The following is a 21,851-nucleotide window of genomic DNA, read 5'->3' as shown; positions in this document are numbered from 1 at the left end:
GTAGTCAGCTTATTAATCCTGTGATTTGTTTTTCTTGGTTTTACCCAAGGATTTTTGGGCGGTCGTATCGTTCTTCGCCTTACAACGATAACAAATACCGTGGAAGTCCAAACGATGGTCCACTACAGTAAAATTATATTCCCGTTCCAAACGCTCCTCTAACGGTCCAAGCCAATCTTCCAGTATTTCATCTACACTGCCGCACTGCACACATATCAAATGGTGGTGGTGATGTTTGGTTGTATCGCCGCGCAAATCATACCGCGCAACGCCATCACCAAAATTAATTTTCTCCACGACATGCAGTTCACTTAGCAGTTCTAGGGTACGGTATACGGTTGCCAGACCGATTTCGGGAGCTTTCTCTTTGACGAGCATAAATACATCTTCCGCACTCAGATGATCATCTTCGTTCTCAAGTAAAACTCTGACGGTGGCTTCCCGCTGAGGCGTTAGTTTGTAGCCCTGGGATTGCAGCTGCTGCTTAATTTTTTCGATCCGTGCTTCCATGTGTCTCCCTCCCCCTGCAAAGCTACTGCCTACTGCACTTTTTTTCACTCCTATTATTATAGGGGGTCTATACAAATAAAGTCAAACATTTTGAAATGAGATCAAGATGTCACGGAAGCCGTCAGCATAGGAGTGACCCATTGCATCATAACCGGGGTGACCCAAGTTTCAAAGGACGCGCTGCCGATAAGCAGCACCATCATCACAGCAGTCAATCCTGCGTAAGAAAGCAACGGACGCAACATCCCGTCTGATGGCCGAGTAGCAAGTATTTTGGTTTTGATCATATGGATGGAAAAAGTCATCGCAGCCACACTACAGACGAGCAGTATCGGAATCACGAGCAGGTTATGTGGGGCAACGGAAACCAATGAAAATAATAGTCCTTTCCACGAATATTGCCCTACCATATAACCTACAGAAAATCCGATCAGCACACCCTTGAGAAAATTCAGCACAAGAATACCTGGGAGTCCAATGACCGAAAGCCCGCATACCCAAATGAGGCCCACCCATTTAAGATGTAGAGATACGCTGTCCCAAAAGGTTGAGGCCGCCTGCGAATCAGCAAAGCCCTGCTTGTTTTGGTTGACCGTCACAAAAAAATCCTTCAGGTAACGGGACAAATCCTGTAACTGTTCTAGGGAGAGTGCATTTACCATGAGTGCGCCAAAGACAACTCCTACAAGAAACAGCACAGCCAAGAAAACGTAATATGACGTCTGGTCCTTTAACGTATGACGAAACCATTGCATCGAGTCCTGCCCCTTTCATCTGCTTGTTTGTCCAAAAAAACAACCGTAATCCGACGGCTGATGGCTAGAATGGGGCAGCTTCCGCTGCAAATCTAACATCACGAATGATGCGCCAAGCCAACGGCAGAGATATTTTATGGTTATGAACAAGCAGACGCTGATATGCCTTTTACGGAGACAAGACTTGACTAGGAAACTTTACTAGGATTTTGCTATTTTTCCGTATGTTCCACCACCACCGGATACAAGCGCCAGGCGTCCTTCGCGTGAAAGCACAATCTGCTCTGCCAACACTTTACCGACGACCCCTGACAGTTCCTCCTGCGTAACCTCATGTAAAATATTCATTTCTGTTCCGAAGGCTGCTAACAGCTGGTTCAGCTTGGCTTTACCCAAGCCTGGAATAAATTCCAGCGGGATCTGGTAAATGTACGGAGGACGGTGGGAGGGAATTACGGGCTGTTCACGGTCGGCGATGCTCCAGATTCGATCAAGCACACCCCGCACCAGCTTGGTATGGCCACAGTTAGGGCAGCGTTCGTCCGCCATCTGTTGCTCATCAATAATCGTACCGCAGCTCTGACAGTAAGAGCGATGGTATTTTCCAAGTTTGGGATTCAAACCGTAGTTGGCACACACCCGTCGTCCTTCACGTCGCTCCAAAGCCATCCTGAATTCATCAAAACTTGGCTTCGCCAGTGATAATTTGTTGTATTCTCGTCCAATTTTCCCAAGTGAATGGGCATCTGAATTCGTGAGGAAGCTGAAGCGATCCAGTTCCGAAATCAAGCCTGCCATAGATGAATCTGCGCTCAGCCCCAGTTCCACCCCACTAATGAACTCCATATCCAGCAGTTCCTCCATACGGGCTGCAGAACTGCCATAAATGCCCTTATGCGGAGTGAACACGTGCGCAGGCACCATAATGCCTCCACGTCCGTAAATTTGCTGCTGCAACTCACGTGGCGGTGCGTAGATCCGTTGTGAGCTGAGATTGACATTTTTCATATGCTTCGTCAGCCATTGGGTAAAATCCTCCATCGCCGCCAGATCAGGAAAATAGGCCAGTACGTGTGCTTCGGGACGACCTTCAGCCCGTATTTCCAGCTCCGTGCCAAGTAGAATCACTGTATCCCTGTATGCGATACCACCACCGCTGATTTCTTCCATTTCACCTGTATGCAAATATCGACGAATATCCTCCTGTACATTAGGCGCGTGGCAGTCAATAATCCCAATGAGCCCAATCCCTTTGCGACCGGAGGCTTCCTTGGCTATATTGGCAAACGTTAGGTCACGGCTACCACTAATTTTGACTGGAGCTCCTTTCTCCGTTCTGCCAATATGAATATGCAGGTCTGCAAAGTAGTTGTTAAGTTCTATTATATTGGTGTCCATCCGCTTAGAAGCTCCCTGTTTGTTGGCGAAGTTGCCACGCATAGACGGCCAGAATCGTTTTGGCATCACTAATGCGCCCTTCACGAATAAGTGTGTGTGCTTCTTCCAGCGTCACCTCAAATAGCTCCAGAAATTCATCCTCATCTGGTTCCATCTCACCTCGCTCCAGTTCTTCGGCCACATACAAATGTATGATTTCATCCGCAAAGCCAGGAGAAGTATAAAAAGAGTGAAGCAGCTTCAACGATTTGGCTGTATAGCCTGTTTCTTCTCTCAATTCACGTCCCGCTGCTTCCATCGGGTCTTCGCCTCGCTCCAGCTTGCCTGCGGGGATTTCAACCTCACAGCGCCCCATAGCTTGTCTGTACTGGTCCACCACCAGCATTTTCCCCTCGTGCAGAGCCAAAATTGCCACTGCACCTGGATGCTTGACGATTTCACGCTTTCCAGTTGAGCCGTCGGGAAGCTCTACCGTGTCTACCTGTACCGTAATGACCTTTCCTTCAAAGATAGGCTGTGTGGATACGGTCTTTTCCTCCAGCGCAGGATTGGAATAAGGCTTGCGAAGTGCATGGCTTGTTGGATTGTTCACTTGTTCGTTCGTTTGGTCGTTCATCAGGCATGTTTCCTCCTTCGTCTTCTATCTTTCTTTCATTATTAATTATCTCCAACTTTAGTCTAACTTGTCCACTTGGAACATATGCTGGGGGTAGTATATCAAAACTTCTGTTATAAGGAGATTTCAGAACATGAAAAGCTACCGGACTGAAACCACTCTCCATATCGTCGGCAAAGCCTGGCAGATTCAAGCCCTCCTGCGTCAATGGCAAAAGGAATATGGACCTACAGCTACTATTGCTTCGCTAATTGTTCCAAAAAAGGTTCAGATCTAAAGGAGGAACACCGTTCCTTTCTTTAGCCTGAACCCTTTTCGGTATATTGTAAATGTAAAAGGTAAGTCTTACTTTGTAGTTTCTTGAATCAGAGCTACAACTACTTCAGCAACCTTCACTAGATCATCGGCCTTGATCTTTTCCTCTGTTGTGTGGATGTTCTGGTAGCCCACCGCCAAATTCACAGTTGGAATTCCAAGCCCGTTGAATACATTGGCATCTGAGCCCCCACCGGAATGGAAGGTTGATGTTGCCAGTCCCAGCCCTTGAATAGCACGCTGAGCAACCTGTACAACTTCATCATGCTCCGTAAAGCTGAATGCTGGATAGATGACTTCACTACGGAACTCTCCCTGGGCACCAAATTCACGCGTAGTGGTTTCGAGCGCTTCACGCATATGCTGAATTTGATGATTAACCTTTTCCTGTACAATACTGCGAGCCTCCGCACGGATCAATACAAAATCGCAGACCACATTCGTCGCGCCGCCGCCTTCGAAACTGCCGATGTTAGCGGTCGTCTCCTTGTCAATGCGTCCCAATTTCATTTTAGAAATGGCTTTAGAAGCGACTTGAATGGCACTGATGCCGTCTTCAGGATTGACTCCCGCATGTGCAGACTTCCCAGTAATTCTCATCTCAATACGTGCCTGTGTGGGAGCAGCTATACAAATAGAACCCACCTCACCGTTCGAATCCAAAGCGTATCCGAAGTCAGAATCCAGCACTTCCGGCTTCATCGCCCGTGCACCCATTAAACCAGATTCCTCTCCAGCCGTAATCACGAACTGAATTTGACCATGGGGAATGTTCTGCTCGCGCACGACACGAATCGCCTCGAACAAAGCAGCAATCCCAGCCTTGTCGTCCGAACCCAAAATTGTTGAACCATCACTGCGAATCCAGCCATCCTCACCCAACTTCGGCTTGATACCCTTACCTGGAGTTACGGTATCCATGTGACAGGTAAAAAATATTTTGGGTGCTTGCTCCACACCTTCCGCTTTCCAGGTAACAATCAAATTACCCGAACCATGTCCCGTTCTTTCACGGGAATCGTCTTCTACGACTTCCAGTCCAAGTGCATTAAACTTTTCTTTCAGAACACGTGATATTTCCTGTTCATGCTTTGTTTCACTGTCCACCTGTACGAGTTCCATAAATTCCTGTACGATTCGATCTTTTACTATCTCTACTGTCATTAAACTTTCCTCTCTTTCCCGATTACGTTACAATACGGATAGATGTTCTTATCTATGACTTAAACCTATCCTAAAGGAGTTACACATGTCTAACAAAAAATGGGTTCGTTTTTTCGTCTACGTTATGCTCGCAGCTATGATTGGTTCTACGCTGTTCATGGTGATTGAGCCGTTTATTATGCCACTATAACAACTACACCGCTCAAGTTTGGGCTACCCAAGATCCGTTACAAGCTATGTGTGGACGAGCTGCTGCACAAGCAAACAAACAGGCGGGCTCCCGTGTCAATCACACAATTGCCCGCCTGACCTTTTATTGGAAGGAATGCGTCTGCCATTGCGCAGCAAATGAAAATTGCTGTTCAAAGTACGGCACAATTTCCCTCGCAATCTGCTCTACCGAAAAAGACTGCTGTGTACAGTCCTCTAATGATGTCACACCGTATTCCTGAATTCCGCATGGAACAATGCCTTCAAAACCTTCATGCTGTATTCCTGACTTGATGTTAAAGGCAAAGCCATGGCTGGTTACGAAGCCCCGACGGTGCTTACACTTGTTAAATTTGACACCAATGGCCGCAATTTTAAGATTCCCGATCCATACCCCCGTATATTCAGGCTTACGACTCCCTTCAATCCCATAAGATGCCAGCAACTGAATGATCACTTCTTCCAAACTTCGAAGGTATCCGTGCAGATTTAACGCCTCTCGGTTGCCAAGCACAAGTAAGGGATATCCGACAAGTTGCCCTGGTCCATGATATGTAATGTCTCCCCCACGATCAATTTGAAAGACGCTGATGCCCTGCTCTTTCAGTTGCTCTGGTGTGAGGAGCAGATGCTCAGGATGCCTCTGGGAACCAATGGTGTAGGTTGGCGGATGCTGGAGAAGCATAAGCGTTTCTCTCGCCTCCCCCGCATCCAGCTTTCCCACAATCTCCTTCTGAACATCCCAAGCATGGGCATATTCCATCCTATTCGTATAGGTTACATCAAGCGGTCGTCTGTTCACGGCCTGTCACTTCCTCTCCGTCCATTTACCTAACTGTTCGGATGATTAGTACAGCTTCGTATCCAAGGTGTAGCCTTCTAGATTTTCTTTAACCCGTTGCAGGAATCGTCCGCAAATCACTCCGTCTAAAATACGATGATCCAGCGACAGACACAGATTAGCCATCGAGCGCACCGCAATCATATCATCAATGACCACTGGTCTTTTGACAATGGATTCAAAGGTAAGAATTGCAGCCTGCGGATAGTTAATCACCGGATAAGATAAAATGGAACCAAAGGAACCGGTGTTGTTGACGGTGAACGTTCCACCCTGCATGTCGTCCAGTTTGAGTGTACCTTCGCGAGTTTTACGTGCCAAATCGTCAATTTCACGAGCTAAACCAGCAATATTTTTTTGGTCGGCTTTTTTAATAACAGGAGTAAGAACAGAGTCCTCCGTGCCTACGGCCAACGAAATATTGATGTCTCTTTTGATGATAATTTTATCGACTGCCCACACCGAATTCATGATCGGATATTCTTTGATTGCATTCACGACTGCTTTCATGAGAAAAGCCAGATACGTAATATTGATGCCTTCTTTTTGCTTGAACTCGTTTTTGATCTTGTTGCGGAGCATCACCAGATTGGTCACATCCACTTCAATCGTCGTCCAGGCATGAGGAATTTCCGAAACACTTTGCCGCATATTACGGGCAATTGCACTACGAATAGGTGTAACATCAATAAAATACTCGGATCTGTTATTGTTGCCACCCTCAACTTCGATCATAGGAACTTTTGGTGCCTCTGTTAAATGAATACCACTGTTGCGCACCGGAATCGCAGGGTCCATATTTTGAACTGGTGGACTATGCTGAGCGGCGGACTGCTGTATTCCTGCAAAAGGAGATCCTTGACCTTGGGTCGTCCCAGTCGTTTGGTCAGTCACTCCAGTTGGAGCTGAGCCGCCCTGCTGAACAAAATTCAGCACGTCTTTGCGAGTAATTCTTCCCCCCATGCCTGTGCCTGGCACCCTGCTTAGGTCCACATTGTGCTCAGCAGCCAGAGTTTGAACTGCTGGAGAAAAACGTCCGCGCATGGACTGATCCGATCCAGCACTCTGCTGGGATTGTGCTTGTACGTTGCCTTGAGATGCTGATGCCGCTGGTGCCGCTCCTCCTGTTGATGCTGTAGGTGCAGCCGACTTCGTCTGAATACGGCAAATCAACTCGCCTACCGCTACCGTCTGACCTTCCTCCGCCAACAGGTCACCCATAATGCCATCCAATGTGGATGGGATTTCAGCGTTCACTTTATCTGTAATGACCTCGCAAATTGGCTCAAATTGCTCTACTGGGTCACCAGGTTGTTTCAGCCATTTGGCAATTGTTGCCGATACGAGTGATTCAGCCAATTGCGGCATGGTCACGTCGTTCCATTGTGTTTGGTCTGACATTTTTTTCAACTCCTTAACATCATAGAAGGGCGCGTTTTATCGCTGCCCCACTACTCTTTTGGAATACTTTCGCCCGAATCTGCTCTATATTAATACATGGCGAGACGGCGCATGGCTTCCTTCACTTTATCCTTGTTTAACATATAAAACTTCTCCATTGGTGGACTGATCGGCATGGCTGGCACATCAGGAGCGCACAGACGCTCAATCGGTGCATCCAGTTCGAACAGACACTCTTCATTAATAATAGCTGATACCTCGGCACCGATACCGCCCGTTTTGTTGTCCTCATGAACGATTAAGACCTTACCTGTATGTCGTGCAGCCTCGATAATGGCTTCGCGATCCAATGGCTGGAGTGTGCGCAAATCCACAACATGTGCGGTAATGCCCTCTTCCTTCTCCAATTCCTCAGCTGCCTGCATAACAAAATGCAATGGCTGGCTATAACCGATGACCGTAATATCGTCACCCTCACGCAGTAGATTAGCCTTGCCGATTGGAACGATATAATCATCCTCAGGCACTTCACCCTTAATCAGCTTGTAGGATTTTTTATTTTCAAAAAACAGCACTGGGTCAGGGTCACGAATGGCTGCTTTCAGCAATCCTTTGGCGTCATAAGGTGTAAATGGAGCAACAATTTTTAGACCCGGTGTACCAAAAAAGATAGATTCCGGACACTGAGAGTGATACAAACCACCAAAAATACCGCCACCGATAGGTGCGCGGATCACCACCGGACAATTCCAATCGTTGTTAGAGCGGTAGCGGATTTTAGCAGCTTCACTAATAATCTGATTCGTCGCTGGCAGCATGAAGTCCGAATATTGCATTTCGGCAATCGGCTTCATTCCGTACATTGCCGCACCAATTGCAACCCCTGCAATCGCCGACTCTGCCAATGGTGTATCCATGACACGTTGCTCACCAAATTGGTCCATGAGCCCCTTAGTCGTTGTAAAAACACCGCCTTTTACGCCGACGTCCTCACCTAATATAAAAACCGTTTCATCCTGCTCCATTTCTTCCTTCATAGCAAGACGTATCGCATCAATATATTCCATCATCGCCATAATTACCGACCCTCCCCATCGCTATCAGCATACACATGCAGTAGCGTATCTTCGGGCTTAGGAAAAGGCGCATTATCTGCATATTCAATGGCTTCCTTGACTTCGAGCAGCAGTTCGGCCGACAGATCTGCATCTTTGGCCTCATCCCAAATGCCGCATTCGATCAAGTAACTCTTCATGCGGGCTACGCCGTCCTTGGCCCAGTTCTCATCCACTTCCTCCTTGGTCCGGTAAGCCAGATCATTATCCGAAGTGGAGTGAGGGGACAGACGGTACATCATCGCTTCAATTAGCGTAGGACCTTCACCGCGGACAGCACGTTCACGTGCTTCCTTCACCGCGGCATATACGGCTAGCGCATCATTACCATCGACACGAATACCAGGGAATCCGTAACCCAATGCTCGGTCGCTTACCTTGCCTGCCAACTGCTTATGAATCGGAACCGATATCGCATATTGATTGTTCTCGCACATAATGATGACTGGCAGCTTCTGTACACCCGCAAAGTTACAGCCTTCGTGAAAATCCCCCTGATTGCTGGAGCCTTCCCCAAACGTAACAAACGATACAAAATCCTTTTTCTGCATCTTGGCGGCCAGCGCTACACCGACTGCATGTGGAACCTGTGTGGTCACTGGGCTGGAGCCTGTCACAATACGCAGTCGTTTACTACCAAAATGCCCCGGCATCTGGCGACCGCCGCTATTAGGGTCATCTGCCTTGGCAAATGCCGACAACATCAATTCGCGCGGTGTCATACCAACTGCAAGCACGAATCCGTAATCCCGGTAATAGGGAAGGAAATAGTCCTTTTCCCGATCTAAAGCGAAAGCTGCACCAACTTGTGCCGCCTCCTGGCCAATGCCGGAAACGTGGAAGTTAATTTTTCCTGCCCGTTGCAGGAGCATGTTGCGCTCGTCAAATCTTCTTGCGAGCAACATATATCTGTACATATCAATTACTTGTCCGTGAGTAAGTCCCAGCTGTTCATGTCTGAAGCCAGCGTCTACAGCGCCTTTAGAACTCATTGAGGCACCTCCTTAAATGTCAAACATCCTACTTTCAGCACCTAGTACCATCTTGTCTTAAAACCTGGTACTAAACTCTGACTAACCCCATTATAATCCTTTTCGCCCCAAAAAGAAAAGTACCGATTTATTTGAAACGTTTATATGCCTATCGCTTGTCCATCAACGGCCAGCATCGCTTCTCCCAAAATCTCCGACAACGTTGGATGCGGATGAATAAGCTGTCCGACTTCCCACGGCGTAGCATCCAGCAATTGCGCAAGAGCGGCCTCGCTGATCAGATCCGTTACATGCGTACCGATCATATGTACACCGAGAATATCATTAGTTGTCTGGTCCGCCACCACTTTAACGAAGCCGTCCCGACTACCGTATACTAGCGATTTCCCGATCGCTTGGAAAGGGAACTTCCCTGTTTTCACCTGGTGTCCACGTTCACGGGCTTCTTGCTCCGTCAAGCCGACGCTTGCGGCTTCAGGACGTGTGTAAATACACCGCGGAATCATATAGTTGGGTACGCTGTGAAACTCTTCGCCCGCCAAATGATGAACTGCCTGCAAACCTTCATGACTTGCTGCATGGGCCAGTTGTAAGCCGCCGATGCAATCCCCGATGGCGTAGATATGTGGCTCATTTGTCTGCAAATGCTCATTAACCGAGATAAAGCCACGCTCCACGCGGATATCTGTATTTTCCAGCCCGATATTCTCCACATTCGCCTGACGACCTACAGAAATGAGCAGTTTGGAAGCACTGAGAGTTTCGGTTTCTTCTCCTTTTTGCACGTCAATCTGTACGCCTTCCTCATCCTTGCCATAGGTTTCGACCAACACTTGTGCCCCCGTCAGCACCTTGACACCACGCTTGGTTAACAAGCGCTGCATTTCACGCGAAACGTCCTCGTCCTCCGTAGGAATAAGTCGATTTGCGGCCTCAACCACTGTAACCTCCACGCCAAAATCATTCAGCATGGAAGCCCATTCCACGCCAATGACACCACCACCTACGATAATCAGAGATGCTGGCAGCTTCTCCATAGTCAATGCTTCGTCACTGCTCAGAATAAATTCGCCATCTGGCTCCAATCCAGGCAGCACACGCGGACGTGATCCTGTTGCAATAATGAGATGTGCAGGAACAATCGTCTCCATCTCGCCATCTTCTAATTCCACAGCCACTGCTCCGCTTTTAGGAGAAAATATAGACGGTCCAATCACGCGTCCCTTACCGCTCAGCACCGTAATTTTATTTTTACGCATCAAAAATTGAACGCCCTGGTGTAACTGCTCCACAACGGCTTCCTTACGTTCCTGAACCTTGGGAAATACAAGCTGTGCTCCCGATGTCTCGATACCATATTGCGCACTTTCTTTAATCGTTGCATATACTTCCGCACTGCGCAGCAAAGCCTTGCTTGGTATACAACCTCGGTGCAGACAGGTTCCGCCAAGCTTGTCCTTTTCGATGATAACCACTTCCTTGCCGAGCTGAGCTGCGCGAATTGCTGCTACATACCCTCCGGTTCCTCCACCCAAAATAGCGACATCACAATGTATAGTCATGTTTCTCCTCCATTAACATTGATTATATATAGCTTATTGTACTCTCTTTATTTCACTGTACAAAATATAGCGTTTAGGCATAGGCTGCAAATCATCTACCTAATCTAGATATCTCTCCATATCATTCATACAGCGCATCTCGTAATTTGGTAGACATTCTTGGACTTTGTGCTGATTTGGCTCGTAACGCCTTGCGGAACGATTCATTTTGCTTGTTCAGAAGATCTAGCTCTGTCTCCAGCTCAATGATTAGCTCCAGAGCTTGCGGGCTAATCAGTCCTTGTTCCAGTAATGCTCTTCTTTTGGCACTATAATCCGTGTTTTTTTCGTCCATGCCTTCCACTCTTCCCTTCATTCCACTACGCTTCACCATATCATGCCCGCGGCGGCAGAGCAATGACGACCACATTTACGTTTTAAGAATAGACATACAAAAACATGTCGAAAAACAATATATTTTCTCTAGTCTGTATGTGGCTCGTTATGGTAATCTATAATGGCGTTTTCTTTCGGAGATGAAGATTTACAGCATAATGTACATGTTAAGAGAGGGGAATTCGCTTTGCCTACAGGACGAATTACGATAATTACAGGCCCCATGTTCAGTGAAAAATCCGGCGAATTAATTCGCCGTTGTCAGAAACTAATCCAATACGGGCATCGCAAGGTGGTCGCTTACAAACCAGCTGAAGATAACCGTTATGCCGAGGACGAAATTGTAAGTCGGATCGGATATCGGCTACCCGCTATCTCTATTCCAAGAAAACTTACGGATGAGCTCGTTCAGCATATTTTGCAAGAAACGAAAGATGCCGATGTGGTTGCCTTTGACGAAGTCCAGTTTTTCAGTCGACATATTATGTCGCTCATACAAGAGTTAGCTTATTGCGGAAAGCATGTCATTGCCGATGGGCTGAATCTGGATTACCGAGGCAAGGAGTTTGGCTATGTCGGTGGTCTGCTCGCTATGGCGGATGACATCGAAAAGCTGACTTCCTTCTGCGCTGTATGCGGCAGTTCGGAAGCAGTATTTACACAGCGTATGGTCAATGGAAAACCTTCCACTGTAGGACCTATCGTGATGATCGGTGACTCTGAGGCTTATGAGCCTCGTTGTCGTAAATGTTTTATACCTCCCCATAAAGTGAACTGCGATTAGTAAGCTACATGGGTCAGCAAACTCTATGAGCCTACTTGTTTTCCATTACTTTTTTCTTGCATTTTTTTGGAACGGTTTAAGCTATTTCCCCGTATATCCGGTTAAGCTGTACAGGTTTTTAGTTTTCGTGTGTTTACCATAACCATAAGATTATCGGGGGGACGGAATGATGAGTTTCTTTAACAAGATCTTAGCAAGTGCAGGAATCGGTTCAGCCAAAGTCGATACGTTAGTGGACCAAACTGTATATGTGCCTGGAGAAGAACTTAGTGGCATCATACGTATCAAGGGCGGTAAAATTGATCAGGAAATCGGCAAAATTGATATTGAGCTCAAGACTGAATATATCGTAGAGCACGATGATAAAAAAACCGTCACCACCTGCTGCATTGCGCGGATCAAGGTATCTGATGGCTTTCATCTAAAGCAAGGACAGGAGCTTGAAATCCCCTTTTCCTTCAGATTGCCTTTGGAAACCCCTGTTACTCATGCCAAACAGCCTGTCTGGCTGGAAACAGCATTGGATATTGGCATGGCTTTGGACCCGACCGATCGTGATTCACTTAAAATCGAGCCGCATCCTTATATGAGTACGGTGTTTGAGGCGGTTCACCTGTTAGGCTTCCGATTCCGTTCCTCCACCTGCGAACGTCACCCCAAGCTTGGACGCGGTGTTCCATTTGTGCAGGAGTTTGAGTTTACGCCTGGCTCGGAGTATGCACGGGATATCGAGGAGCTAGAGCTGATTATGCAGTTGGAACCCGAGGGAGTACATGTGCTTGTAGAAGTAGATCGTAGAGGCAGAGGCTTGTCCGGTTGGCTTGAGACTGCCTTCGATATGGATGAGCGTCATGCCTGGTTGAGCTTAAGCAGGGAAGAACTATCCTATGGACCAGATCATATAGCTGATGCGCTAGAGGAATTGATTGACAGGCAACTTCGCTAACAATGTAGTAAATATAGCAAAATACTAACAAAAAACTCCTAACCAATTTATTTACATATGGTTGGGAGTTTTTATGAATTATAAGAATTCTTTAATGATGGTCCTCAATAGTTTGCATAGACTAAAGTGGCAGCATATCCTGTCTTTCCGCCTTATGCTTACACTCTTTACATACTCCATATAGCGAACCATTATCATCAGCATAAAAGGTTAATTTTTCTTCTTTTTTACAAAAGGAGCATTTTTGCTTGCCTGTGCTCTGGATTGAGTCAGACAGTCCAAACCCAGCTTGAGTCTTAATATCTGCCACTTTTGTATTTGTGCGTGTTTCAGAAGACATTTTAGACTTCATTTCATTTGCGGTGCGGGATTGTCGGGCAGGCTTACGAGGACGAAGTTCAATGACATTATTGCCCCGATGTTCATTCGCTTGTTTATTGCTGCTACGTCCACGCCATGCCATAACAATCCAACCCAACGCCACTAACAACACGCCGACGATCACCCAAGTCAGACTATTCCACATGCTCTCATCCCCGCCTTTGCTTTAGAATCTTTTGCATCCATACCACTAGCCCGTTCAATACGATGACTTAGCCTATAACATATGATTGTATATATCCGTGTATACAGCCTCTATGTTGGTCATTCGATTGCTACCCATGTAAAAATCTACCCTCCAGTGAAACATCCGACTCGCCTCTTAACGAGACATTGATCATGTTAGGTAAAACATGTTATGCCGAGGAGTAGTTTGAGCCTTTTTACAAATTGTACATCATCCTTTTGAAAAACGATAATATCCACTCTATGGACATCGTGCTCCTTATCATAATGCTTATCTACTTCCCGATGATGAGCACAAAAATGTCTCAGATGGCTACATTACTCCCCTTGATAATAAAAATCAATGAATCTTTTCGTCAACGGATTAAATTTATCAAAACGTTTGCGATGTGGTAAAAAGCCTGACTTATGTACTTGTTCTGCTAGTGTTTCTACATGTTCAAATCGCTTGAAAAAGGGCAGCGCAAAAGTGTAGATATCTTCAGTAATCTCTTGGATCACTCGTTCTCTTTCTGCTTCTGTGGACACAAGGTAATCCCTGTTGCCCGTATATTTCTTGGTTAAAGCGATCAACTCACTGTGAAAACAAGCCCCTGTACTATACTTCTTTTTTATACTTTTAGATTCCACGTTAATGTAAACTTTTAATGCACTATATTTGGTCGCGCCAAAACAAATTTCAAATAAAAATTCCTTGTTTTCTTTTTTCAAAACTTTTCTGCTTTTCAGATATTTAAAATCATTCAAAAATGGTACAGCTATGATTTTGTCTATCGCTAACTGACGCAGGTCACTTGCTTTAAGTTCAGTCTTATTGTCCATGATATCACTCCAACTCAAAGAATTTCCCACCATTATATCATATCTTTCCAATTACAGACCCCGCATATCTCCACGGTAAAATCGCAATATATTAATTAAAAATGAATAGGAAAAAAGCCCCTCACAATAGAGCGGCTTTTTCCCCTGAAATATAGAAACGGTATACGATTTATACCTTGAATTTACCAATTTGTCCTTGTAGATCTTCTGCCATTTTGGACAGATTTCTTGCAGAGGAAGCAATTTCCTCCATCGATGCCAGTTGTTCTTGAGTCGCGGCAGATACGTGCTGTGTCCCGGCTGCAGCTTCTTCAGCAATCGCTGAAATTTGTTTAACAAAGCCAACAATCTCATCGGTACTTGCAGACATTTGCTCCGATCCAGCAGAGACCTCTTCAATTTCACTGGCCACTTTATTAACAGTTTCCTGAATAAGCTCAAAGGATGCACCTGCATTTTGCACGACTTCCCGACCTGTCATGACATCTCGCCCATTGGATGCTACCGCCTCAATAGCATGCGAGGTGTCCTTCTGTATCAATCCCACCAGCTCCGTAATTTGTTGAGCAGAATGAGCCGATTGTTCAGCCAGCTTACGCACTTCACCTGCAACTACAGCAAAGCCGCTACCGTGGTCTCCTGCGCGGGCTGCTTCAATGGCAGCGTTCAGGGCAAGAAGATTGGTCTGACTTGAAATATTGGTGATGACATCAATAATCTTCCCAATTTCATCTGAACGCTCTCCCAATCCAGCCATAAGATCAGCCAAGCTATTCATAGAGTCATTCACACTATTCATCTGGACAACAGCCTGCTGGATCAACTGATTGCCTTCAGCTGATTTGTGAGCTGCATCCTGAGCTGATGCAAAAACATTTTGCGCACGGATTGCAATTTGTTCCACACCAATGGACATTTCCTCAATAGCCTGGGATGACTTGGTCACCATATCTACTTGATCGCCCGTCCCTGTAGCTACTTCTTGCACTGTTTCGGTGATTTGTGCAGTTGCTTGGCTATTTTGCTCTGCGCTGGCCGTCAATTCTTCCGAGGAAGTGGTAACCAACTCAGTCGTATTACTTACAGACTGAATCAGTTGACGAAGGTTTTCAACCATAGTATTAAAGGAATGCGTCAGCGTGCTAATCTCATCCTTGCCCTTCACGACAATAGCTTCCCCAGTAAGGTCACCGGACGCAATGCTTTCAGCAGCACGACTGATGCGCAAAATAGGCTTAGAAATAATTTGGGCTATAATGATCGCCATGATCAATGCTAGGATAACGGCTGCAATGCTCAAAACAATTACTAATTGTCTACCTAAAATAAAGTTATCAACAGCTTCTTTTGTAGTCAGTTTTGATCCATCTGCATTCAACTTAATAAGCTGAGCGATCATATCGTTTGAACTATACCATAACTTATAGGATTCCTGGTGAAGGATGCTTGACTGAGTGTAATCATTAGCTCTCCCGGCTGCAATCACTTCTGGCAACTTATCCAAATACTCTGTATACGCTTTGGAGAATTTTTCATACATTTCACGTTCCTTAGGGGTAGCAATTAATTTTTCGTAAGTTTTTCGGCCTTCTTCAACTTTTTTTAAAACCTTATCATATTCGGCCTGAACCTTCTCCATTTCCTCCGGGTCACGTTCTACAATAATATTTAATGAAAGCCGCTCTACATCAGATACATCACCATTTAGTGTTCCGAGGATGGTCACACTTGGCATCCAATGGCTATCAATTTCCATTGAAGTATCGCCTAATTTTTTCATTCTCGAGATCGATACTGTACTAATCACAACCAACAGGATTATTACCGCAAGGAAACCCAATAACAATTTTGTTCGAATGTTAAATTTCATATATTCGCTCCTTAGTTCTCTATATAATAGATATTATATCGACAAGAATCGACACATTGTTTATATCAAAATTAAAGAGAATTTCAGAACTGTTTACAAAAGGAAAACTTTTCTTCGTGATTGTTATATAACTGATTGAGGCATATAATAAGCCGCGTGAGAGTATTATTTTTCAACCATCTAATTCATCTGTTGAAGCATTGCAAGCAAAAAAGAGACACCCCAAAAAAGCGGGTATCCCTTTACGTTTTACTTCCTAGCCACAATCATAAATCGCTCTGCATTTGTCCTAATTCCTTTTGGAGTTTGGTTGTCCAGAATGAATTGTTGGAGTATTTCAAAATCATTTTGTTTTTGTCCAAAGTCAGGAATAATGGGAGTGTGTTTTAAAAGGAAAACTAAGTCTGTAGGAGTCTGATAATATTCGGTTGCATTAAATTCGAATGACTGAATGTCGTTAAAACCCGCTTCATTTAGTTCTGTAATACATTGAGTTTTCAACGAATCTTTCTTATTACCCAATGCCTGCCCTCTTCCAAACGCTTCTTTAATGTTTAATTTGTCATTTTCGCTTACTTGCTGTGTTAAAAATATACCACCCTTAACTAACACCTTAACTATTTCTTTTGCACAGAAGCACGAATGTCGAGAAGAGACTACATTAAAGAATTCCCTGGGAAAATTCAGATTTTCAGCATCCATCTGTAGAAAACGAACATTCGCTATATCAGATTTGATAGAATTCTTTGTTGCCGTTTCAATCATTCCAGTAGATTGGTCAATCCCGACTAAAAGTAATGCAGAATTCGCCATTGCTAAAATAGCTTCCCCACCACCAGTGCCGATATCAAGCAATATGTCCGACTTCTCACACGTCTTTGATACTTCATTGTAGAAGTCCCATTTTACTCCTTCAGAGATACATTTCACATTACTGAAATCCCATCCGTTGGTTTTTCCAACCTTATCATAAAACTCTTTATATTCAATTGATTTCATTTTTATCCACCTTCAAATAAGATAATAAACTACAGAATGGCAAACCGAATTTATTCAAAATTTTAGTTTTGTAGTCAATAGGGTAGACTTCCCCCTTAACAGCTGGTACGCGTTTTTTTCCAGCCCGGAAACTAAATACTTCGAACAATACGGAAAGACATCCGATTCACCTCATTTGAAAGTTTGCTTTTATTATATTTCTAATCAGGCATACCAATCAAGAATGGTTAGTCGCTAAACTTCTTTGCCCCCTTCTCCCTATAGGGAAAGCGTATATCCACTTGAATTAAAGCCCTCCTTAGTGTTAGAGATTTAGTTTAAGGGTAGCAGACAGCAGCACATGTAGAGGCAAAAGATTGTTAGGTTAAAATTCAAAATTGTCCGTAAAAAAATACCGCTTATTTATCGGTCATGGATGAACCAATAAATAAGCGGTATTTGCTGGTTTTACAATTCAAAAGTTTATTCGTTAAGGACAGTTGTTTTGGAGATGACTAACCATCCCTTCATTTTAACATTGACAAATGTCAAAGTCGGAATCCATTAATCATCCTGATCCTTTCAGGACACCTTATTCTCAATCCGCAATTTGTCTGCGACCATCGCGATAAATTCTGAATTGGTTGGTTTGGACTTGCTGATATTAATAGTGTAGCCGAACAGGTGAGAGATGCTGTCGATATTTCCACGGGTCCATGCTACCTCGATGGCATGACGAATGGCGCGTTCTACGCGGGATGCCGTCGTTTTGAACTTTTCGGCAATTGCCGGATATAGGGTTTTGGTGATGGCTCCCAAAATTTCGATATTATTGTACACCATCGTAATGGCTTCACGTAGATATTGATAGCCCTTGATGTGAGCTGGTACGCCAATCTCATGAATGATAGCCGTGATGCTGGCATCCAGGTTTTTCGTCTTACCCATAGGCACAACGTTGGACCGCATAGATGAAACGGTTACCGGACTGTTGCTGACTAATTGCGGTCCTACCAATTGGCGTATACGGTTCGCAAGCACTTCCATATCAAACGGCTTCAAAATATAATAAGATGCCCCGAGTTGAACGGCCCTTTGTGTAATATTTTCTTGACCGAATGCAGTCAGCATAATGATTTTCGGTTGTGGAGTCAGGTTCATTTCTCTCAAACGCTCCAATACACCGAGACCATCCAGATGAGGCATAATAATATCTAAAATAAGTACATCAGGTATGTTGCGGGATTCTGCGATGCGTTGGAGTACTTCTTCACCATTGAAGGCGATTCCTGTAACTTCCATATCCTCCTGATCGGAAATATATTCAGCAAGCAAATTCGTAAATTCCCGGTTGTCATCAGCCAACAATACCTCAATTTTTTGCAATGTACTTCCTCCTTAGTGAGTGTTATTCCATTGGGACATCTGTTTGCATTAAATAAATATTTCTTGTCGGAGTATATGATTTCGACATCGAATTATGAATTCCTTCTGTCGAAAATTATTTTTATTTATTTTTTTTATAAATTCAATTATAATTGAATTTTTATCTTGCAAATCTGAGTTATTCCTCTCCTTTTCGACAAAAAAATCTTAAGGCCACTAGCTCGCCTTAAGATTAGAGGATGACTTCAAGCTCAGTTTATTATGCATGATTCCTGCGTCACGCAACATCCATTCGATAAAACATCCGTAACCTGATTTAGGATCATTAACAAATACATGCGTTACAGCTCCGATCAGCTTACCATTTTGGATAATCGGACTCCCACTCATCCCTTGCACGATTCCGCCGGTCTTATCTAATAGCTTTGGATCTACAACCCGAATCACAAGCCCTTTGGTTGCTGGTTTATCCTGCTGAGAAATGTGTACAATTTCTGCCTGAAAACGCTGAATTTGTTGACCTTCCAGTACAGTCAAAATTTCTGCTGGTCCTTCTTTTACTTCATTCGCAAGTCCCACCGGAATGGGCGTCGAATACAATCCATTTTGCGGCTCATCTGACATTTTCCCAAATATTCCAAAGTTCGTATTTCGTTCAATATTTCCTAAGATCCGATGATCCTTGAGAAAATGAGCACGTTTCTCTCCGGGTTCCCCACTCTGGCTTTTCGCAATTGACGTCACATTGGATTGCACAATCTCTCCGCTGCCCACGACAATGGGAGTTTGAGTATTCATATCAGTAATTACATGACCCAAGGCCCCGTAAACCCCCTGATCCGGTGCATAAAACGTTAATGTACCTACGCCTGCAGCCGAGTCTCTAATATATAACCCGAGCCGCCACGCTTTATCCTCTTGATCATATGCTGGGGTTAACTTGGTGGAGATCGTCTGTTCGCCTCGACAAAGCGTGATGTCAAGCGGCTTTTTGTTTTTACCTGCCTCGTCCACGGCTTCCGCTACCCTGGCGAGACTATTGAGGGGTTTGCCGTTCATGTGTGTAATACGGTCCCCTAGGCGAATACCAGCTGTCTCACCAGGTGACACCTTACGATCATTGCTTTCCTGAATGATATGGTGACCAACGACAAGCACTCCTGAAGATTTTACTTTGACCCCGATCGTCTGGCCCCCTGGGTATACTTTCAAATCGGGAACCACGCTTTCCTGGGTTGTTTTCATGCTTTTAGAGCCGAATAAATCCAAAGAAGCTTGTAGAGGCAGCGCTGCTTGCACATGCTGAGCGTTACCGAGAGAACACATAAGAAAAACAAGCAAAAGACCGAGCAATTTGATCCTGGAGAAAAAATTCAATGGCTGTCACGCTCCCTTTGCTTCTTTCGCTTGACGAGTAAAGGTGGTCGCCAATTGCGTACCTATAAGGTAACCTTGCCCCCAGGCTTTTATAACTGTTAATCATTACGCCAGCCGCTCTTTTCAGGCTTTCTTTCCTTCCGCCAAATTCAGCATTTCCTGTGCGTGATGCAATGTTTTTTCGGTAATTTCTACGCCGCCCAGCATCCGTGCCAATTCCTTAACCCGACCTTCCTCCGTTAGTCCCTCAATTTGAGTCATGGTTCGTCCGTCATGCACATTTTTTTCAATCAGGTACTGATGATCTGCCATACACGCCACCTGCGGCAAATGAGTAATGGAAAACACCTGACAAACGGAAGACAAACGATACAGCTTCTCGGCTATAGACTGAGCTGCACGACCACTTACCCCAGTATCCACCTCGTCAAAAATGAGCACCGGTATTTGATCATGACGCGCAAAAATACTTTTCATTGCCAACATGATACGTGATAACTCACCACCAGAAGCGATTTTACCGAGTGGGCGAAGTGGCTCACCTGGATTGGGCGAAATCAGAAATTCCGTATTATCTATCCCTTGCTTGGTAGGCCGTACCTTTAGACCCTTATATTCATATCCCCGTGGATCTTCAATTGGATCAATGCGTACCTTGAGTGACGTTCTTCCCATTTGAAGATCTTTTAATTCCTGCTCTACTTGCTCTGCAAGCTCTTCGGCACAAATTTCACGCGCTTCTGTAAGCTCTTCAGCAATCTCCAGCAAATCCGAAAGCAACTCATCCCGCTTTGCAATGAGCTGCTCCAGCCGCTCATCTTTATTTTCCAACAGATCGGTTTCCTGCTCAATACGGCTATAGTATTCCAAAATCTGTTCTATACTATCACCATATTTTCGCTGTAGTCCGGTAATTTGATTCAAACGTTGCTCCACCTCATGCAGCTTGCCCGGATTAAATTCAATATCCTCACGATAAGAACGTAATTGAAACGCTGCATCCTCCAACTGATAGAAAGCAGACTGAATCTGCTCCGCAATGGGCTGAAGACTTTTACTATCATAGCTCTGAACATCATTTAATCTGGACAACACGTTATTGACCGTATCCAGCCCGCCTCTGCCACTTAACAGCTCATATGCTCCTGATATTCCATCCATCATTTTCTCACTATGGGATAGCTTGACCCGTTCCTCTGCCAATAATTCATCTTCACCCAATTTTAATTCTGCCGCAGCGATCTCTTCCAATTGGAAACGATACATGTCCAACAGCTGATAAGCCTTTTGACTGGAGCTTTGCAATTCCCTTACTTCTTTTTCCGCTTTGACAAAAGCATTGTAGCGCTCCCTGTAAAGCGCTTTGACTGGACCGATGACTGAATCACCGAACGTATCCAGCAGCGCCAGATGGCGATCTGCACGCAGCAAGCTTTGATGCTCATGCTGCCCATGAATATTAACGAGTTGCTCACCTACCTCACGCAACATCGTTAAATTAACCATCTGACCGTTAATTCGAGATGAACTTTTCCCTTGAACTGTAAGTTCTCGACGAATCAGTAAATGCTCTTCTGGGTTAGCCTTAATCCCTTGTTCCTCCAACGTACTCCAAACGGGATGTTTGACCGGCAGTTCAAACAAGGCCTCCATTTCTGCTTTATCACAACCGTAACGCACAAGATCAGCAGAGCCCCTGCCGCCCGCAATCAGCCCAAGTGCGTCAATAATAATGGATTTACCAGCACCAGTTTCCCCGCTCAATACATGAAATCCTTTATAAAAATGAACATCGACAGCCTCTACGACTGCCAAATTCCGTATAGACAAAGTGACCAGCATCGTTCTTTCACCTCTATGATGTACA

At 44.9% G+C, this 21,851-nt stretch carries 22 protein-coding genes; 4 read left to right on the top strand and 18 right to left on the bottom strand.

Features of this window, described 5'->3' with window-relative positions:
• Positions 1-12: 12 nt before the first annotated feature.
• From fur to ACXHJ1_RS17210, 4 genes are all read right to left on the bottom strand, one after another.
• Complete coding sequence (gene fur / locus ACXHJ1_RS17225) at positions 13-510, bottom strand: ferric iron uptake transcriptional regulator (protein WP_016822262.1); 498 nt, start codon at positions 508-510, stop codon at positions 13-15.
• Between the two features lie 101 nt (positions 511-611).
• The gene (gene spoIIM, locus ACXHJ1_RS17220; RefSeq protein ID WP_016822263.1) at positions 612-1,265 is read right to left on the bottom strand and encodes a stage II sporulation protein M; all 654 of its coding nucleotides are present in this window, start codon (positions 1,263-1,265) and stop codon (positions 612-614) included.
• Positions 1,266-1,466: 201 nt separating this feature from the next.
• Positions 1,467-2,663, bottom strand: coding sequence for an endonuclease Q family protein (locus ACXHJ1_RS17215; protein ID WP_031461684.1), 1,197 nt, complete (start codon positions 2,661-2,663; stop codon positions 1,467-1,469).
• A 4-nt stretch (positions 2,664-2,667) separates the two neighbouring features.
• A complete protein-coding gene (locus ACXHJ1_RS17210; RefSeq protein WP_016822265.1) occupies positions 2,668-3,279 on the bottom strand; it encodes an NUDIX domain-containing protein in 612 nt (203 codons plus the stop codon).
• 133 nt (positions 3,280-3,412) lie between these two features.
• Between ACXHJ1_RS17210 and mciZ the strand changes: the two genes are divergently transcribed.
• A complete protein-coding gene (gene mciZ, locus ACXHJ1_RS17205; RefSeq protein ID WP_016822266.1) occupies positions 3,413-3,556 on the top strand; it encodes a Z-ring formation inhibitor MciZ in 144 nt (47 codons plus the stop codon).
• A 68-nt stretch (positions 3,557-3,624) separates the two neighbouring features.
• On the opposite strand, the gene ACXHJ1_RS17200 is transcribed toward mciZ, so the two are convergent.
• Positions 3,625-4,758: a tripeptidase T gene (locus ACXHJ1_RS17200; RefSeq protein ID WP_457904953.1), complete on the bottom strand. Its 1,134-nt coding sequence runs from the start codon at positions 4,756-4,758 to the stop codon at positions 3,625-3,627.
• Between the two features lie 85 nt (positions 4,759-4,843).
• Here ACXHJ1_RS17200 and prli42 point away from each other — a divergent pair, with 85 nt between their 5' ends.
• On the top strand, positions 4,844-4,948 hold the full coding sequence (gene prli42, locus ACXHJ1_RS17195) for a stressosome-associated protein Prli42 (protein ID WP_016822268.1): 105 nt from the start codon (positions 4,844-4,846) through the stop codon (positions 4,946-4,948).
• Between the two features lie 123 nt (positions 4,949-5,071).
• On the opposite strand, the gene lipB is transcribed toward prli42, so the two are convergent.
• The 6 genes from lipB to ACXHJ1_RS17165 form a co-directional block, all read right to left on the bottom strand.
• Positions 5,072-5,770, bottom strand: coding sequence for a lipoyl(octanoyl) transferase LipB (gene lipB, locus ACXHJ1_RS17190; protein WP_016822269.1), 699 nt, complete (start codon positions 5,768-5,770; stop codon positions 5,072-5,074).
• Positions 5,771-5,815: 45 nt separating this feature from the next.
• A complete protein-coding gene (locus ACXHJ1_RS17185) occupies positions 5,816-7,210 on the bottom strand; it encodes a dihydrolipoamide acetyltransferase family protein (protein ID WP_457904952.1) in 1,395 nt (464 codons plus the stop codon).
• A gap of 89 nt (positions 7,211-7,299) precedes the next feature.
• Positions 7,300-8,286 (bottom strand): alpha-ketoacid dehydrogenase subunit beta, encoded by a 987-nt coding sequence (locus ACXHJ1_RS17180; protein WP_107733399.1) that lies wholly within the window; start codon positions 8,284-8,286, stop codon positions 7,300-7,302.
• 2 nt (positions 8,287-8,288) lie between these two features.
• Entirely contained in the window at positions 8,289-9,317 is a 1,029-nt protein-coding gene (locus ACXHJ1_RS17175; RefSeq protein WP_013371751.1) for a thiamine pyrophosphate-dependent dehydrogenase E1 component subunit alpha, read from the bottom strand.
• A 140-nt stretch (positions 9,318-9,457) separates the two neighbouring features.
• A complete protein-coding gene (gene lpdA / locus ACXHJ1_RS17170; protein ID WP_457904951.1) occupies positions 9,458-10,879 on the bottom strand; it encodes a dihydrolipoyl dehydrogenase in 1,422 nt (473 codons plus the stop codon).
• Positions 10,880-11,000: 121 nt separating this feature from the next.
• Positions 11,001-11,234 carry a hypothetical protein gene (locus tag ACXHJ1_RS17165; protein ID WP_017427510.1) on the bottom strand — a complete coding sequence of 78 codons (234 nt, stop codon included), beginning with the start codon at positions 11,232-11,234 and terminating at the stop codon, positions 11,001-11,003.
• A gap of 207 nt (positions 11,235-11,441) precedes the next feature.
• Here ACXHJ1_RS17165 and ACXHJ1_RS17160 point away from each other — a divergent pair, with 207 nt between their 5' ends.
• Complete coding sequence (locus ACXHJ1_RS17160) at positions 11,442-12,038, top strand: thymidine kinase (protein ID WP_026065459.1); 597 nt, start codon at positions 11,442-11,444, stop codon at positions 12,036-12,038.
• A 169-nt stretch (positions 12,039-12,207) separates the two neighbouring features.
• On the top strand, positions 12,208-12,984 hold the full coding sequence (locus ACXHJ1_RS17155; RefSeq protein ID WP_031461691.1) for a sporulation protein: 777 nt from the start codon (positions 12,208-12,210) through the stop codon (positions 12,982-12,984).
• Between the two features lie 121 nt (positions 12,985-13,105).
• On the opposite strand, the gene ACXHJ1_RS17150 is transcribed toward ACXHJ1_RS17155, so the two are convergent.
• The 7 genes from ACXHJ1_RS17150 to recN form a co-directional block, all read right to left on the bottom strand.
• Complete coding sequence (locus ACXHJ1_RS17150; RefSeq protein ID WP_457904950.1) at positions 13,106-13,510, bottom strand: hypothetical protein; 405 nt, start codon at positions 13,508-13,510, stop codon at positions 13,106-13,108.
• A gap of 359 nt (positions 13,511-13,869) precedes the next feature.
• Positions 13,870-14,373 carry a hypothetical protein gene (locus ACXHJ1_RS17145; RefSeq protein ID WP_290402720.1) on the bottom strand — a complete coding sequence of 168 codons (504 nt, stop codon included), beginning with the start codon at positions 14,371-14,373 and terminating at the stop codon, positions 13,870-13,872.
• A 169-nt stretch (positions 14,374-14,542) separates the two neighbouring features.
• Complete coding sequence (locus ACXHJ1_RS17140; protein WP_016822278.1) at positions 14,543-16,243, bottom strand: methyl-accepting chemotaxis protein; 1,701 nt, start codon at positions 16,241-16,243, stop codon at positions 14,543-14,545.
• Positions 16,244-16,492: 249 nt separating this feature from the next.
• Positions 16,493-17,242, bottom strand: coding sequence for a class I SAM-dependent methyltransferase (locus ACXHJ1_RS17135; protein ID WP_457904949.1), 750 nt, complete (start codon positions 17,240-17,242; stop codon positions 16,493-16,495).
• A gap of 561 nt (positions 17,243-17,803) precedes the next feature.
• Positions 17,804-18,607, bottom strand: coding sequence for a sporulation transcription factor Spo0A (spo0A, locus tag ACXHJ1_RS17130; RefSeq protein ID WP_013371763.1), 804 nt, complete (start codon positions 18,605-18,607; stop codon positions 17,804-17,806).
• 216 nt (positions 18,608-18,823) lie between these two features.
• On the bottom strand, positions 18,824-19,984 hold the full coding sequence (spoIVB, locus tag ACXHJ1_RS17125) for a SpoIVB peptidase (protein ID WP_164964871.1): 1,161 nt from the start codon (positions 19,982-19,984) through the stop codon (positions 18,824-18,826).
• A gap of 123 nt (positions 19,985-20,107) precedes the next feature.
• Positions 20,108-21,826, bottom strand: a complete 1,719-nt coding sequence (recN, locus tag ACXHJ1_RS17120; RefSeq protein WP_249506764.1) for a DNA repair protein RecN — start codon at positions 21,824-21,826, stop codon at positions 20,108-20,110.
• Between the last annotated feature and the right edge of the window lie 25 nt (positions 21,827-21,851).

The organism is Paenibacillus sp. ALE2, assembly GCF_054113385.1.
This window is presented reverse-complemented; position numbering and strand designations above follow the sequence as displayed.